This window comes from Microbacterium sp. NPDC055312 (assembly GCF_053645675.1).
The window spans coordinates 503,496-521,835 of sequence record NZ_JBSHMU010000003.1 but is presented as its reverse complement, the minus strand read 5'-3'; the positions used below and the strand labels follow the sequence as shown (position 1 = coordinate 521,835).

15 protein-coding genes are annotated in these 18,340 nt (G+C 70.3%); 10 read left to right on the top strand and 5 right to left on the bottom strand.

Annotated elements, in window-relative coordinates; translation table 11 throughout:
- The first annotated feature begins 15 nt into the window (after positions 1 to 15).
- The 6 genes from ACWIDW_RS11000 (at position 16) to ACWIDW_RS10975 (ending at position 6,274) form a co-directional block, all read left to right on the top strand.
- Complete coding sequence (locus ACWIDW_RS11000) at positions 16 to 372, top strand: Fe-S protein (protein ID WP_454125242.1); 357 nt, start codon at positions 16 to 18, stop codon at positions 370 to 372.
- A 143-nt stretch (positions 373 to 515) separates the two neighbouring features.
- Positions 516 to 1,688 carry an ABC transporter substrate-binding protein gene (locus ACWIDW_RS10995; RefSeq protein WP_454125241.1) on the top strand — a complete coding sequence of 391 codons (1,173 nt, stop codon included), beginning with the start codon at positions 516 to 518 and terminating at the stop codon, positions 1,686 to 1,688.
- 21 nt (positions 1,689 to 1,709) lie between these two features.
- Positions 1,710 to 2,588 carry a branched-chain amino acid ABC transporter permease gene (locus tag ACWIDW_RS10990; protein ID WP_313355210.1) on the top strand — a complete coding sequence of 293 codons (879 nt, stop codon included), beginning with the start codon at positions 1,710 to 1,712 and terminating at the stop codon, positions 2,586 to 2,588.
- Positions 2,588 to 4,333 (top strand): branched-chain amino acid ABC transporter ATP-binding protein/permease, encoded by a 1,746-nt coding sequence (locus tag ACWIDW_RS10985; RefSeq protein WP_454125239.1) that lies wholly within the window; start codon positions 2,588 to 2,590, stop codon positions 4,331 to 4,333. The genes ACWIDW_RS10990 and ACWIDW_RS10985 overlap by 1 nt, the downstream gene beginning before the upstream one ends.
- Positions 4,326 to 5,051 (top strand): ABC transporter ATP-binding protein, encoded by a 726-nt coding sequence (locus tag ACWIDW_RS10980; RefSeq protein ID WP_454125237.1) that lies wholly within the window; start codon positions 4,326 to 4,328, stop codon positions 5,049 to 5,051. The genes ACWIDW_RS10985 and ACWIDW_RS10980 overlap by 8 nt, the downstream gene beginning before the upstream one ends.
- A complete protein-coding gene (locus ACWIDW_RS10975) occupies positions 5,048 to 6,274 on the top strand; it encodes an alpha-hydroxy acid oxidase (RefSeq protein ID WP_454125235.1) in 1,227 nt (408 codons plus the stop codon). Before ACWIDW_RS10980 ends, ACWIDW_RS10975 begins: the two co-directional genes overlap by 4 nt.
- A gap of 3 nt (positions 6,275 to 6,277) precedes the next feature.
- On the opposite strand, the gene ACWIDW_RS10970 is transcribed toward ACWIDW_RS10975, so the two are convergent.
- Positions 6,278 to 7,309, bottom strand: coding sequence for an LD-carboxypeptidase (locus ACWIDW_RS10970; protein WP_454125233.1), 1,032 nt, complete (start codon positions 7,307 to 7,309; stop codon positions 6,278 to 6,280).
- Between the two features lie 91 nt (positions 7,310 to 7,400).
- Here ACWIDW_RS10970 and ACWIDW_RS10965 point away from each other — a divergent pair, with 91 nt between their 5' ends.
- Positions 7,401 to 9,353, top strand: coding sequence for an ABC transporter ATP-binding protein (locus tag ACWIDW_RS10965; RefSeq protein ID WP_454125231.1), 1,953 nt, complete (start codon positions 7,401 to 7,403; stop codon positions 9,351 to 9,353).
- A gap of 85 nt (positions 9,354 to 9,438) precedes the next feature.
- Here the strand turns inward: ACWIDW_RS10965 and ACWIDW_RS10960 are convergent, their stop codons facing one another.
- Complete coding sequence (locus tag ACWIDW_RS10960) at positions 9,439 to 11,310, bottom strand: phosphoenolpyruvate carboxykinase (GTP) (RefSeq protein ID WP_454125229.1); 1,872 nt, start codon at positions 11,308 to 11,310, stop codon at positions 9,439 to 9,441.
- Positions 11,311 to 11,418: 108 nt separating this feature from the next.
- On the opposite strand from ACWIDW_RS10960, the gene ACWIDW_RS10955 reads away from it, so the two are divergent.
- Complete coding sequence (locus ACWIDW_RS10955) at positions 11,419 to 12,861, top strand: helix-turn-helix domain-containing protein (RefSeq protein WP_454125227.1); 1,443 nt, start codon at positions 11,419 to 11,421, stop codon at positions 12,859 to 12,861.
- 143 nt (positions 12,862 to 13,004) lie between these two features.
- On the opposite strand, the gene ACWIDW_RS10950 is transcribed toward ACWIDW_RS10955, so the two are convergent.
- Both ACWIDW_RS10950 and ACWIDW_RS10945 read right to left on the bottom strand, forming a co-directional pair.
- A complete protein-coding gene (locus ACWIDW_RS10950; RefSeq protein WP_454125225.1) occupies positions 13,005 to 14,051 on the bottom strand; it encodes a winged helix DNA-binding domain-containing protein in 1,047 nt (348 codons plus the stop codon).
- A 42-nt stretch (positions 14,052 to 14,093) separates the two neighbouring features.
- Positions 14,094 to 15,542: a glyceraldehyde-3-phosphate dehydrogenase gene (locus tag ACWIDW_RS10945; RefSeq protein ID WP_454125224.1), complete on the bottom strand. Its 1,449-nt coding sequence runs from the start codon at positions 15,540 to 15,542 to the stop codon at positions 14,094 to 14,096.
- A gap of 191 nt (positions 15,543 to 15,733) precedes the next feature.
- Here ACWIDW_RS10945 and ACWIDW_RS10940 point away from each other — a divergent pair, with 191 nt between their 5' ends.
- Together ACWIDW_RS10940 and ACWIDW_RS10935 are read left to right on the top strand one after the other, a co-directional pair.
- Positions 15,734 to 17,140, top strand: a complete 1,407-nt coding sequence (locus ACWIDW_RS10940) for an amidase (protein WP_454125223.1) — start codon at positions 15,734 to 15,736, stop codon at positions 17,138 to 17,140.
- 19 nt (positions 17,141 to 17,159) lie between these two features.
- Positions 17,160 to 17,810, top strand: a complete 651-nt coding sequence (locus ACWIDW_RS10935) for an HAD-IA family hydrolase (RefSeq protein WP_454125221.1) — start codon at positions 17,160 to 17,162, stop codon at positions 17,808 to 17,810.
- A gap of 4 nt (positions 17,811 to 17,814) precedes the next feature.
- On the opposite strand, the gene ACWIDW_RS10930 is transcribed toward ACWIDW_RS10935, so the two are convergent.
- Entirely contained in the window at positions 17,815 to 18,252 is a 438-nt protein-coding gene (locus ACWIDW_RS10930) for an Lrp/AsnC family transcriptional regulator (protein ID WP_454125219.1), read from the bottom strand.
- Positions 18,253 to 18,340: the final 88 nt, after the last annotated feature.

The window sequence follows — 18,340 nt, the reverse complement described above, 5'->3', positions numbered from 1 at the left end:
GGGTAGCCTGGGGCCATGGAGACCCTGCGCCACATCGTTCTGTTCGCCCACCTCATCGGCTTCGCCGTGCTCTTCGGCGCGTGGGCGGTGCAGGCGTTCGGCGGCAAGCGCGAGATCGTGAAGCTGATGCACATCGGCTTCACCATCGCCGCCGTCGCCGGGCTTGCCCTCGCAGCTCCGTGGGGCCTGCCCGACGGCGCGGAGATGAACTACGCCAAGATCGGCACCAAGCTCGTCATCCTGCTGATCATCGGCGCCTTCCTCGGCATCGGCCAGGCCCGCCAGCGCAAGAGCGGCCACGTGCCGTCGGCGATGTTCTGGGGCATCGGCGTGCTGACCCTGGTGAACGCGGGCATCGCCGTCATCTGGTGAGCCGGAAGCGGTGCGCGACCCGGCATATGATCGAGAGGTCGCCACAGCGCGCACCTCGAGGATGATGGTGCGCGCACCCGGTCGCACGAAGTCCGTGTCTCCGTCGGCGATCTGCAATCACCGCGCCCGTCGATTGGATTCCCATGCGTAACGCACTCCGCACAGCCGTCATCCTGTCCGCCTCCGCTCTGGTTCTCGCCGGGTGCAGCAGCACCGACGGCGGCGGCAGCGGCTCCGCCGAAGGTCAGAAGGGCTCGGGCAGCGGCGACTCCTGCGTCATCGAGGGCGCGGTTCCCGTGGGCGCCGCGCTCAGCCTCACGGGTGCCGCCGCGAGCTACGGGGAGTCGCAGCAGAAGGGCCTCGAGCTCGCTGTCGCAGACCTCAACAAGAAGGACGGCGTCGAGTACGAGCTCAAGGTCGAGGACGACGGCACCGATCCGCGTCAGGCGATCAGCGTGTTCGAGGGCTTCGTGTCGGGCGGTGAGAGCGTCGTCATCGGCCCCACGCTCTCGAACACCGCGTTCCAGGCGCAGCCCATCGCCCAGGAGGCCGGTATGCCGGTTCTCGCGATCTCGAACACCGCCACCGGCATCACCGAGCAGGGCGACTTCATCTTCCGCGACTCGCTCACCGAGGCGCAGGTCATTCCGCAGACCATCAAGGCCGCCAAAGAGAGCCTCGGCCTGAAGAAGGTCGTCGTCATGTACAGCAACGATGACGCGTTCACCGAGTCGGGCTTCAAGGTCATGGAATCGGCTCTGAAGGACGAGGGTGTCGACGTGATCGAGACGCTGAAGTTCTCGGTGAAGGACACGGATTTCCGCAGCCTCCTCACGGCCGCCAAGGAGAAGAAGCCGGATGCCATCGTCGTCTCAGCGCTGATCGAAGCGGCCATTCCGCTGGTCACCCAGGCGCGTGAACTCGGCATCGACCACCCGATCATCGGCGGCAACGGCTTCAACAACCCGGCTCTGATGAAGGACGCCGGCGACGCCGCCGAGGGTGTCATCGTGGGTGCCGCCTGGAACTCCGCGTCCGACAGCCCCGAGAACACCGCCTTCATGAAGGCTTTCGAGGAGAAGTACGGCGCGGGTCCCGACCAGTTCGCCGCTCAGGCCTACACCGGCATGCTGATCATCGACCACGCAGTCCGTGCCGGCTGCTCGGCGGAGCGCGCCGACGTGCAGAAGGGTCTGAGCGAGGTCAAGGACCTCGCCACCCCGCTCGGGGCGATCAGCATCAACAAGGACCGCGACGCTGAGCACCCTGCCGTCGTCCAGATCGTGAAGGACGGCAAGTTCGCCGTCCTGAACTGACCTGCGAAGCGAAGAACCGTCATGCAGCAGCAGTTGCTGAACGGCCTGTTCCTCGGATCGATCTATGCCCTGTTCGCCATCGGCTTCACGCTGGTGTTCGGCATCCTCGACCGACTGAACCTGGCCCATCCCGCCGCGTTCGCCGCCTCGGCATTCGTGGGAATCTGGCTCACCGAGTCGTTCGACCTGCCCTTCGGCGTGGTGCTCGTGATCGTGTTCGCGTTCGGCGCCATCATGGGTCTGCTCATCGAGCGGATCGCCTTCCGCCCGCTGAAGGACCGGCCCGACGCGCACTTCGCCGGGCTGATCTCGTCGATCGCGATGGGCGGGATGCTGATCGCCCTGCTCCAGGCGGTCTTCGGCCCGAACACCCGGCGCTTCCCGGCGGGCACCGTGCCGGATGACGCGATCGAGTTCGGCGGGGTCACCGCCAGCATGCTGCAGATCGTCATCGTCGCAGTGTCGCTCGGGCTCATGATCGCGCTGACCCTGCTGGTCAGCCGTTCATCGCTCGGCCGTTCGATGCGCGCCGTCGCCGAGAACCCGGGTGCGGCCCGGGTTCTCGGTGTCGACGTCGACCGGGTCACCGCGATCACGTTCGCGATCTCGACGGCGCTCGGCGCGGTCGCCGGCGTGCTCTTCGCCCTCAGCGTGAACAGCGCTCAGCTGGGCATGGGCAGCGCGATCGAGCTGAAGGGCCTCGCGGTGATCATCGTCGGCGGCATGGGCTCGCTGCCGGGAGCGCTGATCGGCGGTCTGGTGCTGGGCATCGCCGAGGTCTTCGCGATTCAGTACGTCGGCTCGAGCTGGCGCGACCTGATCGCGTTCGCTCTGCTCTTCGTCATCCTTCTCGTGCGTCCGCAGGGACTGTTCGGCAAGCGCAAGGTGCGTGAGGTCTGATGCTGTTCACCGAGTCGACCCTCGTCTTCATCGCCCTCAACGGCGTCTTCGCGTTCTCGTTCTACGCCGTGCTCGTGGCGGGCCAGCTGAGCCTCGCGCAGGCGGGCTTCGCCGGCCTGGCGGCCTTCACCGCGGCCACGATCACCCCTCCCCCCACGACGTGGGGACCGATTCCCACGCTGCTGTTCGCGATGGTCGTCGGCATGCTCGTCGGCGCCCTCGCCGCTGTCGTCCTGGGACTGCCGACGATGCGGCTGCGCGGGGTGTTCCTCGCGATCGCGACGCTCGGCTTCGCTGAGGCGATCCGCATCTTCATCCTGAACGCCGAGTGGACCGGCGGTGCTCAGGGCATGGCGGTGCCGAAGGTGATGACGCCGCTGATCGCCTGGATCGTGCTGCTGGTCGTGGCGTACTGGTTCTGGCGTCAGGCCCGCTCGCGCTACGGACGGGCACTCGAGGCCATTCGCGAGGACGAGCTCGCCGCCCGCTCCATCGGCATCAACGTCGGCGGGCACCGCCTGAGCGCGTTCGTCGCCGCCGGTGTGCTGGCAGGTCTGTACGGCGTGATGTGGGCGTACTACCTGCGCCTCATCGCGCCGGAGGACTTCGCGTTCGAGAAGGCCATCGACGGGCTGGTCACCGCCGTCGTCGGCGGCACCGCGAACTTCCTCGGTCCGATCCTGGGCAGCGGGTTCCAGACGCTGCTGCCCGAGCTGCAGCGCATGGTGGGCATCGACGCGGGGTGGATCCGTCCGTTCATCTCGGGCCTGCTGCTGCTTCTCGTGATCCTGTACCTGCCGGGCGGCATCGCCAGCCTCATCCCGCGTCGTCGCCAGCGCATCGATGTGTCGACTCTTGACACCGCCGAGCCGATGCCCGGCCGCACGCACCCCGCCAAGGGCGAGATCGTCGCGGAGCTGAAGGGGCTGTCGAAGGAGTACGGCGGCGTGCACGCCGTGCGCGGCGTCGACCTGACGGTGCGCAGCGGCGACGTGGTCGGTCTGATAGGACCGAACGGTGCCGGGAAGACGACGCTGGTCAACATGATCAGCGGCCTGATCCCGCCCTCGGCCGGCACGGCAACCGTGCTCGGCGTGCAGGTCGGGCGCACACCCGTGCACCGCATCGCCGCGGCCGGCGTCACCCGCACGTTCCAGCACTCCAAGCTGTTCAACCGGCTCACGGCCCTCGAGAACGTGCTGATCGGCGCGCACCTCGTCGCGAAGCCGACGTTCCTGCGGCGCCTGCTCTGGCTGCCTTCCGCCCGTCGCGACGAGCGGCTCGCTCTCACGCACGCCGCGCGCTGTCTGCAGCGCGTCGGCCTGCTCGACAAGGCGGACGACACGGCGAAGAGCCTGTCGTACGGTGATCAGCGCCGTCTCGAGATCGCCAGGGCCCTGGCCGCCGACCCGTCCCTGCTGATCCTCGACGAGCCGGCTGCCGGCATGAACCACGTCGAGGCCGAGGGACTGTCGACGCTGATCCGCTCGCTGACCGAGGACGGTCTGACGATCATCTTCATCGAGCACAACGTCGGCATGGTGCTCGACACCTGCGACCACATCGTCGTGCTCAACTTCGGCGAGGTGCTGGCCGACGGCACTCCGGCCGAGATCGCCGCCGACGAGCGGGTCATCGAGGCGTACCTCGGCGCCGCCGACGAAGACGCCGAGCATCCCGCGGCGACCCCGCCCACGCCGACCGCACCGGCCGCGCCGGCCTCCGAGGAGGAGAACCATGGCTGAGCCGCTGCTGAGCGTGAGGAACCTGTCTGTCTCGTACGGACGCGTGCACGCCGTGCGCGGCGTCACGTTCGATGTAGCCGCCGGGTCTCTGGTGACGCTGGTCGGCGCCAACGGCGCGGGCAAGTCGTCGATCATCAACGCCATCTCGGGACTCGTGCGCCCCTCAGGCGGGCAGATCCTGTTCGACGGCGCCGACATCACCAAGACCAAGTCGCACAAGCTGGTGCCGCGCGGTCTGGTGCAGGTGCCGGAGGGCCGTCAGATCCTCAGCACCATGACGATCGCCGAGAACCTGCAGATGGGCGCGAAGTTTTACGGTGCCGGTGCGAGCGCGGGCATCGACGACATGTACCAGCGCTTCCCCGTGCTGGGCGAGCGTCGCAAGCTGGCGGCCGGGTCGCTGTCGGGCGGCGAGCAGCAGATGCTGGCGATCGCCAGGGCCATGCTGGCGCGACCGAAGCTCATGCTCATGGATGAGCCATCGATGGGACTCGCGCCGAAGATCGTCAACGAGGTGTTCGCCGTCATCGACGAGGTGCTCGCCGGAGGCACGACCGTGCTGCTCGTCGAGCAGAACGCCCGCCGAGCCCTGCAGGCCGCCCAGGAGGGTCACATCCTGCAGAACGGTGAGATCGTGCGCTCCGGGACATCCGACGCACTGCTCGCCGATGACGACATCATCCAGGCGTACCTCGGCACGGGCCGGTCGACGCAGTGACACTCCCCGACCGGCGGATCGCACGCCGCATCCCCACCTGGGGTGCGGTCGCGCCGCTGCTCGGCTTCCGGCGTCCGGTGCGCAACCGTGTCGATCGGCGCTTGGCGCAGGCGCTGACGGTGAAGGATCTCGCGCGCATCGCCCGGCGCACCACGCCCCGCTCGGTGTTCGACTACGTGCACGGCGCCGCCGAGGACGAGGTGAGCATCGCTCGCGCACGCCGGGCGTTCGCGAGCGTCGAGTTCGAGCCGCGGGTGCTGCACGACGTCGCCGAGGTCGACACGTCGACGACGATCCTCGGCTCGCCGGCTTCGTTCCCGCTCATCATGGCCCCGACCGGTTTCACCCGCATGATGCAGCACGAGGGTGAGATCGCCGTCGCGCGGGCGGCGGCTCGGGCTGGTGTCCCCTACACGCTCTCGACCATGGGCACCACCTCGCCGGCCGAGCTGCAGCAGGCCGTGCCCGGCGGGCACAACTGGTTCCAGCTGTACCTCTGGAAGGACCGCGACAGCACACGTCGGCTGGTCGATGATGTGCGCCGCGCCGGTTACGACACCCTCGTGCTCACGGTCGACACCCCGGTCGCGGGCAACCGGCTTCGCGATGCGCGCAACGGTCTGACCATTCCGCCGACGCTGAACCTGAAGACCATGTGGGACATGGCGTGGCATCCCGAGTGGTGGTTCAACGTGCTCACCACCGACCCGATCGAGTTCGCCAGCCTGCGCTCGTTCGACGGCACGGTCGCCGAGCTCGTCGGCAGGATGTTCGACCCGTCGCTCAAGATCGACGACCTCGCCTGGCTGCGTGAGCAGTGGGCGGGCACGCTCGTGGTCAAGGGCATCCAGTCGGTCGCCGATGCGCAGCGGGTGGTGGATGCCGGCGCCGACGCGCTCGTCGTGTCGAACCACGGCGGTCGTCAGCTCGACCGCGCGCCCACTCCCCTCCGGCTGCTCCCCGACATCGCAGCCGCCGTCGGCGACCGCGCCGAGATCTTCCTCGACACCGGCATCCTCTCCGGTGCCGATGTGCTCGCCGCTGTCGCGCTCGGCGCGGACGCCTGCATGGTCGGTCGCGCCTACCTCTACGGCCTGATGGCCGGCGGCGAGCGCGGGGTGGACCGGATGCTGCAGATCATGCGCGCCGAGGCTGTGCGAACCATGCAGCTGACAGGAGTCTCGACCGTGCGCGAGCTGCGCGGACGCGTGACGCTGAGCTGAGCCTCAGAAGGCGGCGGTGATCGTCCGCCCGCCGCCGTCGAGGGTCATCTCCCCGCCGTAGGGCAGGATCCACTGCGGACGCGTGTGCCCGAAGGGCACGCCGACGCAGACCACGGCATCCGGGTTGTACCTGCCGACCAGCTCGAGCACGACGTCGCGCTGAGCGGCACGCAGGGCGGACTGCTCGGCGTGGGTCGGCTGCACGTCGAACGAGCTCACGGGCGGTCGGGCGAACAGCACGCCCGCGACCGCCCCCAGCAGTCCGCGCTCGCCGTAACCGCGCAGCTGCTCGGCGACGCGAGCGGGCGGGGTGAGCCGCTCGCTCGTCTCGAGCAGCAGGATCGTGCCGGTCAGCTCGTCGAGCGACGGCAGGCGGTCGGCGAGGGCCAGCTGATCGACCACCTCGAGGCACCCGCCCCACGTGCGGCCTGTCACGCTCGCCGCGGGGCCCGCCCACGTCCAGGGCTCGGTGGGTTCGCGGTCGCCGTACTCGGTCAGAGCCGCCGGGTCGTCCCAGTGGCGCCCGAAGTCCTCCGACTCCCCCGGCTCGGTGATCTCGATCTCACCGCTGTCGAGCAGCGCGGCGCGCAGGGAACGCAGATGCACCTCGTCGACCGCCGGCCCCGGCCCGAGGTGCACCTGCGTCGAGCCGCCGTAGAACCCGGCCACGCCGTGCCGCCACAGCCAGTTCAGGATGTTCGTGTTGTCGCTGTATCCGAGGAACGGCTTCGGGTCGGCTGCGACGAGCGCCGGGTCGAGGTACGGCGTCACGAGGATCTGGTCGCTGCCGCCGATCGTCGCGATGATCGCCCGGATGCCCGGGTCGGCGAACGCCGCATTCGCATCGGCGGCCCGCGCCTCCGGGCTCGCGTCGAGCTGCCTGGTCGTCGGGTACTCGACGGGAACGAGGCCGGTCAGCTCCCGCAGACGTCGCATCGCCTGCTCGTGCACCTCGGGTCCCGCCGCGGGGGCGGCGAACGCGGGCGAGAGGACGGCGATGCGGTCACCGGGGCGGGCTTTCGGAGCAAGCAGCATGCCTCCATCCTCCCCTGCCCCGCGAGCCACCAGGCCACACATAAGCCGCGCGGCCCACAATGGATCAGCCCCCACCCCGAAGAAGGTCCCCATGTCTCGCACGGCGCCCGCACGCCAACGCGGACGTCGTGCGCAGCAGGACGGCCCGCGCGCCACGTTCCGTCAGCTTCTCCCCTTCCTCCTCGAGCACAAGAAGGTGCTCGCCGTCGTCGCGGTGCTCAGCATCGTCGGCGCGGCCGCCTCGCTCGCACAGCCGCTGCTCGTCGGGCAGCTGATCGCCCGCGTGCAGCAGGCGCAGGCCCTCGGCGCGCTGGTCTGGCTGCTGATCGGCTTGGTGATCGCCGCATCGGTCATCTCGGGATACCAGCACTACCTGCTGCAGCGCACCGGCACCGCGGTGGTGTACTCCAGTCGCCGCAAGCTCATCTCACGCATCCTGCACCTGCCGATCAGCGAGTTCGACGCGCGGCGCACCGGCGATCTCGTCTCGCGCGTCGGGACCGACACGACGCTGCTCTACGCGGTGCTCACCCAGGGCCTCGCGGATGCCGTCGGCGGCGCGATCCTGTTCGTCGGCGCGCTCATCGCCATGCTCATCATCGACCCGCTCCTGCTGCTGCTCATCGTCGTCGTGATCGGCGTCTCGGTGGTCGTGGTCGTGCTGCTCTCCGGCCGCATCCGCACCGCGTCGGCCGCGCAGCAGCAGAAGGTCGGCGAACTGGCATCCGGAGTCGAGCGGGGCATCTCGTCGATCCGCACCGTGCGGGCGTCCGGCGCCACCGAGCGCGAGACCGCCTCCGTCGAGAACCTCGCTCACGAGGCGTACGGCCTCGGCGTGCGCATCGCGAGGGTCTCGTCGATGGTCGTGCCCGTCGCGGGCGTCGCCCTGCAGCTGTCGCTGCTGGTCGTGCTCGGCGTGGGCGGGCTGCGCGTGGCATCCGGCGCTCTCTCGATCGCGTCGCTGGTGACCTTCATCATGTTCCTGTTCATGCTGGTGATGCCGCTCGGGCAGGCGTTCGGGGCGATCACCTCGGTGAACCAGGCGCTCGGCGCCCTCGGCCGCATCCAGGAGGTGCTCGACCTGCCGACCGAGACGCAGCACGACGAGCCGGACCCCGCTGCCGCGTCCGCCGCGGTGGTCGGGGCCCCCGCGATCGAGTTCCGCGACGTGCGCTTCCGCTACCCCGACGCCGTCGTCGCCGCCCGGGAGGCGGCGGCCAGAGAGGCGCAGAATCTGCTCGTCGACGCGCACCTGGAGCGCCCCTCCGACAGCCCTTCGACAGGCTCAGGGACCCATACAGGCTCAGGGACCCATACAGGCTCAGCGACCCACGAAGGCTCAGCGACCCGTGATCCTGCTGACCGAGACGTGCTGAAGGGCGTCTCGTTCGCCGTGCCTCGCGGCGCGCGCGTCGCCCTGGTCGGGCCGAGCGGCGCGGGCAAGAGCACGATCCTCTCGCTCATCGAGCGCTTCTACGACCCGACGGGCGGATCGATCCGCCTGGCCGGGCACGACGTGCGCACGTACCCGCGCGAGCAGCTGCGGGCGCAGTTCGGGTACGTCGAGCAGGACGCCCCGACCCTCGCCGGCACGCTGGGCGAGAACCTGCGACTCGCCGCGCCGGATGCCTCGGATGCCGACTGCGAGCGCGTGCTGCGCTCGGTGAACCTCGGCGACGTGCTCGAGCGCAGCCCCCTGGGACTTGAGGCCCCGGTCGGCGAGGACGGCGTGATGCTCTCGGGCGGCGAGCGTCAGCGTCTCGCCATCGCACGCGCTCTGCTGACCGAGGCGCCGATCCTGCTGCTCGACGAATCGACCTCGTCACTCGACGGTGTCAACGAGCAGCGGATGCGCGAGGCCATCGACGCGGCCGCCGCCGACCGCACCCTGCTCGTGATCGCGCACCGCCTGTCGACCGTGGTCGACAGCGACCTGATCGTGGTGCTGCAGAACGGCGTGGTCGCCGGGCAGGGCACGCACGCCGAGCTGCTCGAGTCCACTCCGCTGTACCGCGACCTCGCCCGGCATCAGCTGCTGGTCTGATCGCACGGATGCCGGGCGGCATCCGCCGCGGCGACCACGTCCTCCACGGACGGGGCGACGGACCCCGGGGAAGATGCGCGAGCCCTCACCGAGCGGCGTTGAGCCGGTACCGCAGTGCTTCCAGCTCGCTGCGCAGCGCCGGCGGCAGCGCGTCGCCGAACATCGCGTAGAACTCCTCGGTGGAGTCCGCCTCGGCGAGCCAGGCGTCGATGTCGACGTCGAAGAGCTCGTCGAGATCGGCGTCGGTGATCTCGAGCCCCTCGAGGTTGAGGTCCTCACGCCGCGGCAGGCGACCGATCGGGCTCTCGACGGCGGTGACCTCGCCCGAGATGCGACGGATGATCCAGTCGATCACGCGCGAGTTGTCGCCGAAGCCCGGCCACAGGAACCGGCCGTCGTCACCGCGGCGGAACCAGTTCACCTGGAAGATGCGCGGTGCACGATCGAAGCGCAGCGACCGACCGACCTTCAGCCAGTGCGCGAAGTAGTCGCCCATGTTGTAACCGCAGAACGGCAGCATCGCGAACGGGTCGCGGCGCAGTTCGCCCACGGTGCCCTCGGCGGCCGCGGTGCGCTCCGACGAGATGGTCGAGCCGATGAAGACGCCGTGGCTCCAGTCGGTCGCCTCGACGACGAGCGGCACGTTGGTCGCACGGCGGCCGCCGAACAGGATCACGTCGAGCGGCACGCCGTCGGGGTTCTCCCAGTCCTCGGCGATCTGCGGGCACTGCGCGGCCGACACCGTGAAGCGCGAGTTGGGGTGCGCGGCGGGCCGGCCGGAGTCCGGTGTCCACGGGTTGCCCTGCCAGTCGGTGAGCCGCGCGGGCGGGGTATCGGTGAGACCCTCCCACCACACGTCGCCGTCGGGACGCAGCGCGACGTTGGTGAAGATCGTGTTGCCCCACAGCGTCTCGACGGCGGTGACGTTGGTCGACTCCCCCGTTCCGGGAGCGACGCCGAAGAATCCGGCCTCGGGGTTCATGGCGTACATGCGGCCGTCGTCGCCGGGGCGGATCCAGACGATGTCGTCGCCGAGCGTCTCGACCGACCACCCCGGGATGGTGGGACGCAGCATGGCGAGGTTCGTCTTGCCGCAGGCCGACGGGAATGCGGCGGCGATGTGATGCGCCTTGCCGTTCGGGTCGATCACGCGGATGAGCAGCATGTGCTCGGCGAGCCAGCCCTCGTCGCGGGCGATGACCGACGCGATGCGCAGTGCGAAGCACTTCTTCGCAAGGATCGCGTTGCCGCCGTAGCCCGAGCCGTACGAGTAGACCTCGAGCGTCTCGGGGAAGTGCACGATGTACTTCTCGTCGTTGCACGGCCATTCGACGTCGGCCTGACCGGGCTCGAGCGGGGCGCCGACGGAGTGCACCGTCTTGACCCACGGGGCGCCGTCGGCGATCTGGCGGGTGACCGCGTCGCCGACGCGGGTCATGATGCCGATGGATGCCACGGCGTAGGCGCTGTCGGTGATCTGCACGCCGATGTGCGAGAGCTTGCCGCCGACCGGCCCCATCGAGAACGGGATGACGTACATCGTGCGGCCGCGCATCGATCCGGCGAACAGGCCGTCGAGCTTCTCGCGCATCTCGACGGGGTCAGCCCAGTTGTTCGTCGGGCCGGCGTCGCGCTCGCGCTCGGAGGCGATGAAGGTGCGGCCCTCGGTGCGCGCCACGTCGCTGGGGTGCGAGCGGGCGAGGTACGACCCGGGCCTCCATTCGGGGTTGAGCTTGATGAGCTTGCCCTCGTCGACGAGCTCGTGCAGCAGCGCGTCGTTCTCGGCGCGGGATCCGTCGACCCAGTGCACCCGCTCGGGCTGGGTGAGTGCGGCGATCCCGTCGACCCACGCGCGCAGCTCGGCCATGGCGGGGGTGTCGTAGGTGGGCGCGGCGCCGGCGCCGCGCGTCGCTGCTCGGGAGTCGGCGCGAGAGGTGAACGTGTCGGCGAGTGCCATGAGAGCTCCTTCAAGCAAGTGCGTTGATTCCATGGTGCGCGAGGTTTCGACGTGTTTGCCGTGCTGGCGAGTTGAAAGAACGCCTCTTTTTTCGGATATGCTCAAGGAATGGCGACCAGCGGACTCGAACTCAGCACCCTCGGACATCGCATCCGGCACCACCGCACGGCGCGGAATCTCACCCTCGACGACCTGGGTGCGAAGGTCGGCATCGCGGGGTCGCAGCTGAGCCTCATCGAGAACGGCAAGCGCGAGCCGAAGCTGTCGCTGCTGCAGGCCATCGCCGAGGCGTGCGGCACCGATGTCGCCGATCTCATCTCCGGTGAGCCGCCGAACCGGCGGGCGGCGCTCGAGATCGAGCTCGAGCGGGCGCAGTCGAGCCCGATCTTCCGCCAGCTGGGCATCGCCGCGGTGCGCGTGTCGAAGACGATGAGCGACGAGACCATCGAAGCCATCCTGGGACTGCACCGCGAGCTGCACCGCCGCGAGACCGAGGCGATCGCCACTCCCGAGGAGGCGCGTCGCGCGAACACCGAGATGCGTCTGACGATGCGCGCGCGCGACAACTACCTGCCCGACATCGAGGCCCTCGCCGAGAAGCACCTGAAGGCCGCCGGTCACGTCTCGGGTGCGCTGACGCACCGCACCGTGACCTTGATGGCGGCGAAGCTGGGCTTCGAGCTCATCTACGCCGACGACCTGCCGCACTCCACCCGCTCGATCACCGACGTCGAGCACGGCCGCATCTACCTGCCGCCCGCGTCGATCCCCGGCGGGCACGGCCTGCGCTCGATGGCGCTGCAGGCGATGGCTCACCGCATCCTGGGCCACACTCCCCCGACCGACTATGCCGACTTCCTGCAGCAGCGACTCGAGATCAACTACTTCGCCGCGTGCTGCCTGATCCCCGAGACGGCGGGCGTCGCGTTCCTGCAGCAGGCGAAGAAGGACCGCAACCTCGCCGTCGAGGACTTCCGCGACGCGTTCGGCGTCACACACGAGGCGGCCGGCATGCGCATGACGAACCTCATGACGCACCACCTCGACATGCGCCTGCACTTCCTGCGCGTCGACGAGAACGGCGCGATCACCCGCGTCTACGAGAACGACGGTCTGCCGCTGCCGATGGATGTCACCGGCGCGGTGGAGGGCCAGCCGGCCTGCCGCCGGTTCGGGGCGCGCGCCGCGTTCGAGCAGCGCAACCGCACCACCGAGCACTACCAGTACACCGACACCCCGTCGGGCACGTTCTGGTGCGCCACGCAGACCGGCTCGTCTACCGACGGCGGGTTCTCGGTCACGGTCGGCGTGCCGTTCGACGACGCGCGGTGGTGGCGCGGCCGCGAGACGCAGCACCGTGCGCAGTCGACCTGCCCCGACGAGTCGTGCTGCCGCCGGGCAGCGCCCGCGGTGTCGCGGCGCTGGGAGGGCCGCGCGTGGCCGAGTGCGCGCGTGCACACCCACATGTTCCGTCCGCTGCCGCGCGGCGCCTTCCCCGGCGTCGATGACAGCGAGGTGTACGCGTTCCTCGACCGTCACGCCGGCGAGTGAGCTGAGCCCGGGGTCGTCGGCGTCGGAACTCTCAGACGATCCGGCCTGAGCGCCGCGTGTCACTCCCCACCACGCCGCGGCCACGGCATCCGGCCTGAGATTCCCGACCGGCCGACGAACCGACCGGCCGGGCGGGTCGCGGCTCAGTCGCCGACGAACCGCGCGAAGCGGGCGAGGGCGGATGCCGCGGCCGCGCCGTCCGCGCTGGGGTCGAACAGCCCGACCTGCGCGCTCCGCGTCGCGTCGGCGTGCGACCAGACGCCGACCACCCGTCCGTGCTCGACGACGGTGGGACGCACCATCCCGTTCTTCCCGGGACCGACGGCCTCGACCCGGACTGGATCGCACACGAGCGAGCGATCGGCGTACGAGATGTAGTACTCGTCGAACGCGGGCAGGGCGACGGCGATCGTGTCGTCGAGAGTCCGTCTCGGAGCGCGCAGAGCGACGAACATCCCGTCGTCGATCTCTCGCACGCGGGTGGCCGCCCGCTCGACGGCGTCTCGGGCCAGCCCGAGCGTCAGCCCCGACCACCACGCGAAGTCGCGCGCACCCGCCGGCCCGTGCCCGTCGATGTAGCGGACGAAGAGCTCGGCGAGCGGATCACCGGGCTGCGCCGACTCGCGGATCCACTCGGCCGTGGCGATGAAGCGCTGCTCGCGGGAGACCGCCCCGGCTCCGTCGATCGGGCCCTGGCAGATCAGGCCCGCGATGGTGAGCGCGAAGAGCACATGAATGCCACGCTGCCCGGTCGGGTCGATGCCGACGCTCTGCATCAGCGCGAAGGCGTCGGCTCTCGTGCATCCGCCGTCTCGCACCGACGGGCCCACGGCGCGCCATGCGGCATCCAGCATCCCGTCGTCGATGCCCAGCGCCCGCCGGCGTCCGGCGGCCTGCTGCCGCTGCCGGGCGGCCGTGACCGACAGCACCCAGGCCAGGTCACGCGCCGGGATGATGTGCAGCGTGCCGCGCATCGTCCAGGCGCGCACCAGCTCTCCACTCGCGAAGGCCGCGTCGACGGCATCCAGCGTCGGAGAGCCCGACGTGCGCACGCCGAGCGCCCACCGGCCCGCCAGCAAGTCCTGGCTCTGCACCGCGAGCATGTGCCGCGCCGCATCGGCGACGGTCGCTGCGGGCGCGGTCAGCCGGTGCGAGCGCAGGCGAGCAGCGCGAAGGCCGCGGGGATCCATGTCTCCATGATCCACGCGGCCTCCGACACCCGCCAGCGGCGATCAGGCGTGCAGCGTCACCTCGCGACGCGCGGGCAGCACCACGGGGTGCGTTCCGGCCATCACCTCGAGCACGCGCACGACCTGGCACGAGTAGCCGTACTCGTTGTCGTACCAGACGTACAGCACGACGTCGCGATCGTTCGCGATCGTCGCGAGGCCGTCGACGATGCCGGCGCGGTGCGAGCCGACGAAATCCGTCGAGACGACCTCGGGGCTCTCGACGTAGTCGATCTGCTGACGCAGCTTCGAGTGCAGCGATGCGCGGCGCAGGTAGTCGTTGAGCTCGTCCTTCGTGGCCGGGTTCTCAAGGGTCAGGTGCAGCACGGCGAGCGACACGTCGGGGGTGGGCACGCGGATCGCCGAGCCGGTGAGCTTGCCGGCCAGCTGCGGCAGGGCCCGGGAGACGGCCTTGGCCGCGCCGGTCTCGGTGATCACCATGTTCAGCACCGCAGAGCGGCCGCGGCGATCGCCCTTGTGGAAGTTGTCGATGAGGTTCTGGTCGTTCGTGAACGAGTGCACGGTCTCGACGTGTCCGCGGACGATGCCGTACGCCTCGTCGATCGCGGCGAGCACCGGGGTGATCGCGTTGGTCGTGCAGGATGCTGCGGACAGGATGCGGTCGCCCGCCTCGATCGTCGCGTCGTTGATGCCGTGCACGATGTTCTTCAGCTCGCCCTTGCCGGGGGCGGTGAGCAGCACGCGGGCGGCGCCCTTCGCCTGCAGGTGCCGGCTGAGGCCCTCCTCGTCGCGCCAGCGGCCGGTGTTGTCGACGATGATCGCGTCGTTGATGCCGTACGCGGTGTAGTCGACGGTGGCGGGGTCGTCGGAGTAGATCACCTGGATGCGGTTGCCGTTGGCGATGATCTGCGAGTTCTCCTCGTCGACCGTGACGGTGCCGGCGAAGCGGCCGTGCACCGAGTCGCGCAGCAGCAGCGAGGCGCGCTTGACGATGTCGTTGTCGGATCCGCGGCGCACGACGATCGCGCGCAGGCGCAGACCGCTGCCCCCGCCGGTGTGCGCGATGATGATGCGCGCCAGCAGTCGGCCGATCCGGCCGAAGCCGTAGAGCACCACGTCGACGGGATCGGAGAGCTCGGCACCGAGCGCGGGCGCGAGCGTGCTGCGCAGGAACTCGTCGAGGTCGCCGCCGGTCTCGGCGTGGTCCTCGATCAGACGCGCCACGTCCAGCGACGAGGCGCCGGGAGCCAGCTCGCGCAGCGCCTCGAGCACGGCGAGCGTGTCGGTGAGGGCGATCTGCCGGTGGCCGAGCTGCGCGACCCGCTCGTGCACCTCGAGGATGCCCGTCGTCGACAGCCCGAGCAGACGGTGCCCGTGCAGCGACGTCACGACATCGCGCTCCCTGTTGAGTCCGCCGATGAGCGGGATCATCCGCTCTGCCAGCTCTTCCTTGACCTTCCAGTCGTCGCGGTGTGTCACGACATCGTCCATGTGCGTCCTTGCGTGCTGCTCGAGCGCCACCGGGTCGGGCGCTGCGGTGAATGAGGGGGCGGATCCGCCTCATCCAGGCTAGAGCGCGGCATCCGGTGCGACAGGACGATTCCGGTGTGCAGAACCCGGCAGACTGCCGGGGAGTCATGAAACCGGATTCTTAACACGTGCGGCGGCATAGGCTCGGGGTCATGACCGAGCTGCATGATCTGACCGCGATCGAGCAGCTCGCCGGGCTGCGAGCCGGGACGTTCTCGCCGTCGGATCTCGTCGCCCACTACCTGGCGCGCATCGCGCGATACGACCCGCAGGTCGGCGCGTTCGTCGAGGTCACCGACGAGGCTGCCCGCGCCCGCGCCGCCGCGCTGACGGATGCCGAGCCGGCCGGCGCCCTGTGGGGGCTGCCCTTCGCCGACAAGGACCTCGTGGCGCGAGCCGGCGTGCCCACGCGGTTCGGCTCTCGGCTGCACCGCGATCACGTTCCGACCGAGACCGCGGATCAGGCGGCCGTGCTCGACGAGGCCGGCGGGATCAGCCTGGGCAAGACCAGCACGCCCGAATTCGGGCTGACCGGGTACACCGAGACGCTGATCGGCCCGCCCACGCGAGACCCGTGGAACACCGCGAACGGGGCGGGCGGCTCCAGCGGCGGTGCGGCCGCCGCGGTCGCCGCGGGTCTGCTGCCGCTCGCGCCGGGTTCTGACGGCGGCGGCTCGATCCGCATCCCCGCGGCGACGGTGGGCATCGTCGGCATCAAGCCGTCGCGCGGGCGCGTGCCGTTCGCCTCGGGGCTCGACAGCCCGGGCGGGCTTCCGGTCGCCGGTCCGCTCGCGCGTTCGGTGGCGGATGCCGCGCTGCTGCTCGACGTGCAGTGCGCCGGCCGGCCGCATCGCTTCGCGACGCGGGCCCCCGGCTCCGGGTCGTTTCTGGCCGCCGACGCGAGGCCGTCGTCTCCCGCCCGGATCGGCGTGACCACGGTCTCGCCGTGGGACGACGCCGACGACATCCGCCTCGATGCCGATGCCGCGCGCGCTGTCGAGGTCGCGTCGGCGCTGCTGGCGGATGCCGGGCACGGGGTCGACGGATTCGCCTGGCGTCCCCACGGTTACGCCGAGCTGTTCACGACGCTCTGGCGCACGAGTGCGGCCCGGATGGACCTCACCGATGCGGAGCTGCAGCTCGTCGAGCCGATCACCGCCTGGCTCGTGCGCGAGGGGCGCCGGCTGACCGGCTCCGAGGTGCTGCAGGCGCTCGCTGCGGCATCCGCCTTCGAGCAGCAGACGATCACCGCCTTCGATCCGTTCGACGCCGTGCTCACTCCCGCGCTGGCCCTGCCGCCGCAGCCCGTCGGCTGGTTCGACCGCGACGACCCGGCGCGCGGGTTCTCGCAGCAGGTCCGCTACGCGCCGTACAGCAGCTTCGTCAACGTGGCGGGCCTTCCCGCGATCGTCGTCCCGGTCACCACCGACGCGTTGGGGCATCCGGTCAGCGTGCAGCTGATCGGCCGGCCCGGCGGTGAGGCCGCGATCATCTCGCTCGCCGCGGAGCTGGAGCGTCTGGCCGGGCCGATGCCGCGACCGTCGATCTGGCATCGCTGACTCGGCCTACGCTGGGCACATGCCCACGATCCTGCACGCCCGCGCCGTCCTGCTCGACATGGACGGCACCCTCGTCGACTCGACCGCGGTCGTCGAGCGGCTGTGGCTGGAGTGGGCGGAACCGCACGGGATCGACCCGGATGTCGTGCTGCAGACCGTGCACGGCCGCCAGGGCCACCAGAGCATGGCCCTGCTGCTTCCCGAACGCGACCATGCCATCAACCTCGTCGAGAATCAGGAGATGCTCGCGCGCGAGAGCGCCGACGTCGACGGCGTGGTCGAGATCGCGGGCGCTGCGGCCTTCCTCGCCGCGCTGCGCGAGCTGCCGCACGCGATCGTCACCTCGGCGAACGTGCCGCTGATGACGGCCCGGATGCAGGCGGCCGGTCTCACCGTGCCCGCTCTCGCCATCACTGCCGAGAGCGTGACCGATTCGAAGCCGCACCCCGAGGGGTTTCTGGCCGCGGCCGCGCAGCTGGGCATCGACCCGGCGGACTGCGTCGTGTTCGAGGACTCCGAGGCCGGGGTGCAGGCCGGGTTGGCGGCGGGGATGCGGGTGATCGGTGTCGGCGCGCACGCCGCGGCGTTCGGGGCGACGCACGCCGTCGACGACCTGACCCGGGTGAGCGTGACCGCCGATGCGGACGGCCTGCGGCTCACGATCGGCTGAGCGATCACTCCCGGGTGAAGTCCTCGAAGATCAGCGTCGTGCGGGTCGAGCGGATCGACGGGATCGCCTGGATGTCTTCCAGCACGACGCGACGCAGGTCGCGGGCGTCGCTCGCTCGCACGAGCAGGATCACGTCGAAGTCGCCGCCCACGAGGGCCATGTGCTCGACCTCGGGGATCGCGCGCAGCCGCGCCTGCACCTCCTGCCAGCTCGCCTGCTCGATGGCGAGCATGACGTAGGCGGATGCATGGTGCCCGAGCTGCACGGGATCGGTGCGCACCGTGTAGCCGGCGATGACGCCCTGCTCGGTGAGCCGCTTGATGCGCGCGTGCACCCCGGCTCGGGAGATGTGCACGGTGTCGGCGATGTGCGTCATCGACGCCCGGGCGTCGCGGCGCAGCTCGGCGAGGATCGCGTGATCTGTGGCATCGAGCTCGGCCATTGAGCACCGTCCGTTCCGTCAGTGGATGCTGACAGTCTGACACCAGCATCCGGCATAAGTGACCAATCGTTCGGGAATCCGGCGAATA

What these genes read in the sequence shown, in the direction of transcription:
- ACWIDW_RS10960 (WP_454125229.1), bottom strand. Translation starts at nt 11,310, where the DNA reads ATGGCACTCGCCGACACGTTCACCTCTCGCGCCGACTCCCGAGCAGCG.
- ACWIDW_RS10990 (WP_313355210.1), top strand. Translation starts at nt 1,710, where the DNA reads ATGCAGCAGCAGTTGCTGAACGGCCTGTTCCTCGGATCGATCTATGCC.
- ACWIDW_RS10945 (WP_454125224.1), bottom strand. Translation starts at nt 15,542, where the DNA reads ATGGACGATGTCGTGACACACCGCGACGACTGGAAGGTCAAGGAAGAG.
- ACWIDW_RS10940 (WP_454125223.1), top strand. Translation starts at nt 15,734, where the DNA reads ATGACCGAGCTGCATGATCTGACCGCGATCGAGCAGCTCGCCGGGCTG.
- ACWIDW_RS11000 (WP_454125242.1), top strand. Translation starts at nt 16, where the DNA reads ATGGAGACCCTGCGCCACATCGTTCTGTTCGCCCACCTCATCGGCTTC.
- ACWIDW_RS10950 (WP_454125225.1), bottom strand. Translation starts at nt 14,051, where the DNA reads ATGGATCCCCGCGGCCTTCGCGCTGCTCGCCTGCGCTCGCACCGGCTG.
- ACWIDW_RS10955 (WP_454125227.1), top strand. Translation starts at nt 11,419, where the DNA reads ATGGCGACCAGCGGACTCGAACTCAGCACCCTCGGACATCGCATCCGG.
- ACWIDW_RS10985 (WP_454125239.1), top strand. Translation starts at nt 2,588, where the DNA reads ATGCTGTTCACCGAGTCGACCCTCGTCTTCATCGCCCTCAACGGCGTC.
- ACWIDW_RS10930 (WP_454125219.1), bottom strand. Translation starts at nt 18,252, where the DNA reads ATGGCCGAGCTCGATGCCACAGATCACGCGATCCTCGCCGAGCTGCGC.
- ACWIDW_RS10935 (WP_454125221.1), top strand. Translation starts at nt 17,160, where the DNA reads ATGCCCACGATCCTGCACGCCCGCGCCGTCCTGCTCGACATGGACGGC.
- ACWIDW_RS10965 (WP_454125231.1), top strand. Translation starts at nt 7,401, where the DNA reads ATGTCTCGCACGGCGCCCGCACGCCAACGCGGACGTCGTGCGCAGCAG.
- ACWIDW_RS10995 (WP_454125241.1), top strand. Translation starts at nt 516, where the DNA reads ATGCGTAACGCACTCCGCACAGCCGTCATCCTGTCCGCCTCCGCTCTG.
- ACWIDW_RS10980 (WP_454125237.1), top strand. Translation starts at nt 4,326, where the DNA reads ATGGCTGAGCCGCTGCTGAGCGTGAGGAACCTGTCTGTCTCGTACGGA.
- ACWIDW_RS10970 (WP_454125233.1), bottom strand. Translation starts at nt 7,309, where the DNA reads ATGCTGCTTGCTCCGAAAGCCCGCCCCGGTGACCGCATCGCCGTCCTC.